The sequence below is a fragment of the Enterococcus raffinosus genome (genome assembly GCF_001886185.1).
GTDB lineage: Bacteria > Bacillota > Bacilli > Lactobacillales > Enterococcaceae > Enterococcus_A > Enterococcus_A raffinosus.
Map to the genome: position 1 here is coordinate 1 of NZ_JXLA01000103.1, position 1,279 is coordinate 1,279.

Below are 1,279 nucleotides of genomic sequence, written 5' to 3' on the forward strand. Positions count from 1 at the left end.
GGTAGCGTCAAGAATTATGTGTAAATGGAAGATCCATTCTGTTAATTACAGTTAAATCATCGACTCTAATGTATCCTGAATTTCTTTAAATCCCTTGTGAATTCTACCTAAAAATTTTTGGTTATATTGATTAAATTGCGAAACTAAGAATCTCTCTAGAGATTCTTCATTAGGGAATTGTTCTTTTCTTCGAGTATATCGTTTTAGCTGCTTATTAAAGCCTTCAATCAGGTTCGTCGAATAAATTGTTCGTCTGATGGCGTGAGGGAAATTATAAAAGGTTAATAGGGCAGGATTCAAGAGTAAATTGACGACTCTTGGATACTGCTTTTTCCATTTCCTAATCATAAAGTCGATGTGATCCAATGCCTCTTCTTTTAAATTCGCTTGGTAAACCAATTTGAAATCCTCACAAATTTCTTTTCGATCTCGAACACGAACTTTATGAGCGATATTTCTAGATACATGCACACAACATTGTTGAAATTGGGTATTCGGATACACACTATGGATACTTTCTTCAATACCGCTTAATCCGTCTGTCACGACTAATAAAACTTCTTCTAACCCACGTTTTCTAAGATCTTGAAGAACTTCTTTCCAAATATAAGCAGACTCAGTTGGGGCAATAGTAAACCCAAGAACCTCTTTGGTTCCATCCAAACGAATACCAATCGTAATATACACTGCTTCCTTCGAAACAGTCTGTCGCTTCACAGGGATATGCGTCGCATCCATAAATATAACGGAATAATTGGCTTCTAACGTTCTTTCTTTAAAAGCTAAAACATCTTCAGCCACCAATTTACTCATGTTGGAGATTGTTTGTGGCGTATAGTGGTGACCATACATTTTTTCAATTAATTCGGAGATTTCAGCCATAGTAATGCCTTTTTGAAATAATTGGATAATGGTCGTTTCTAATGAATCATTGGTTCGCTTATATGCTGGTAGTGTTTGTTGAGAAAATTCGCCATTACGATCTCTAGGAATAGTTAAATTCAACTCGCCATATTCTGTTTTAAATGTACGTGAATAATTCCCGTTACGGGAATTTCCTGAATTGAATCCATTTCGATCATATTTTTCGTAATCTAAAAAAACAGTTAGCTCTGCTTGTAGAAGTGAATTAATCGCTCGCTCTAAATGATCCTGAAATAATTCATCTAAATCCCCTTTATTGAGTAGTGTTTGCATAATTTCTATAGTAAAATTAGTCATGAGAAAGTCCTCCTATAAAATTTCTGTGTGGTAACTTTAATTTTACAGAATGGACTTT

At 34.6% G+C, this 1,279-nt stretch carries 1 protein-coding gene; it reads right to left on the minus strand.

Annotated elements, in window-relative coordinates; genetic code table 11:
* Positions 1–51: 51 nt before the first annotated feature.
* Positions 52–1,221 (minus strand): IS256 family transposase, encoded by a 1,170-nt coding sequence (locus RV13_RS20365; protein ID WP_070509231.1) that lies wholly within the window; start codon positions 1,219–1,221, stop codon positions 52–54.
* Positions 1,222–1,279: the final 58 nt, after the last annotated feature.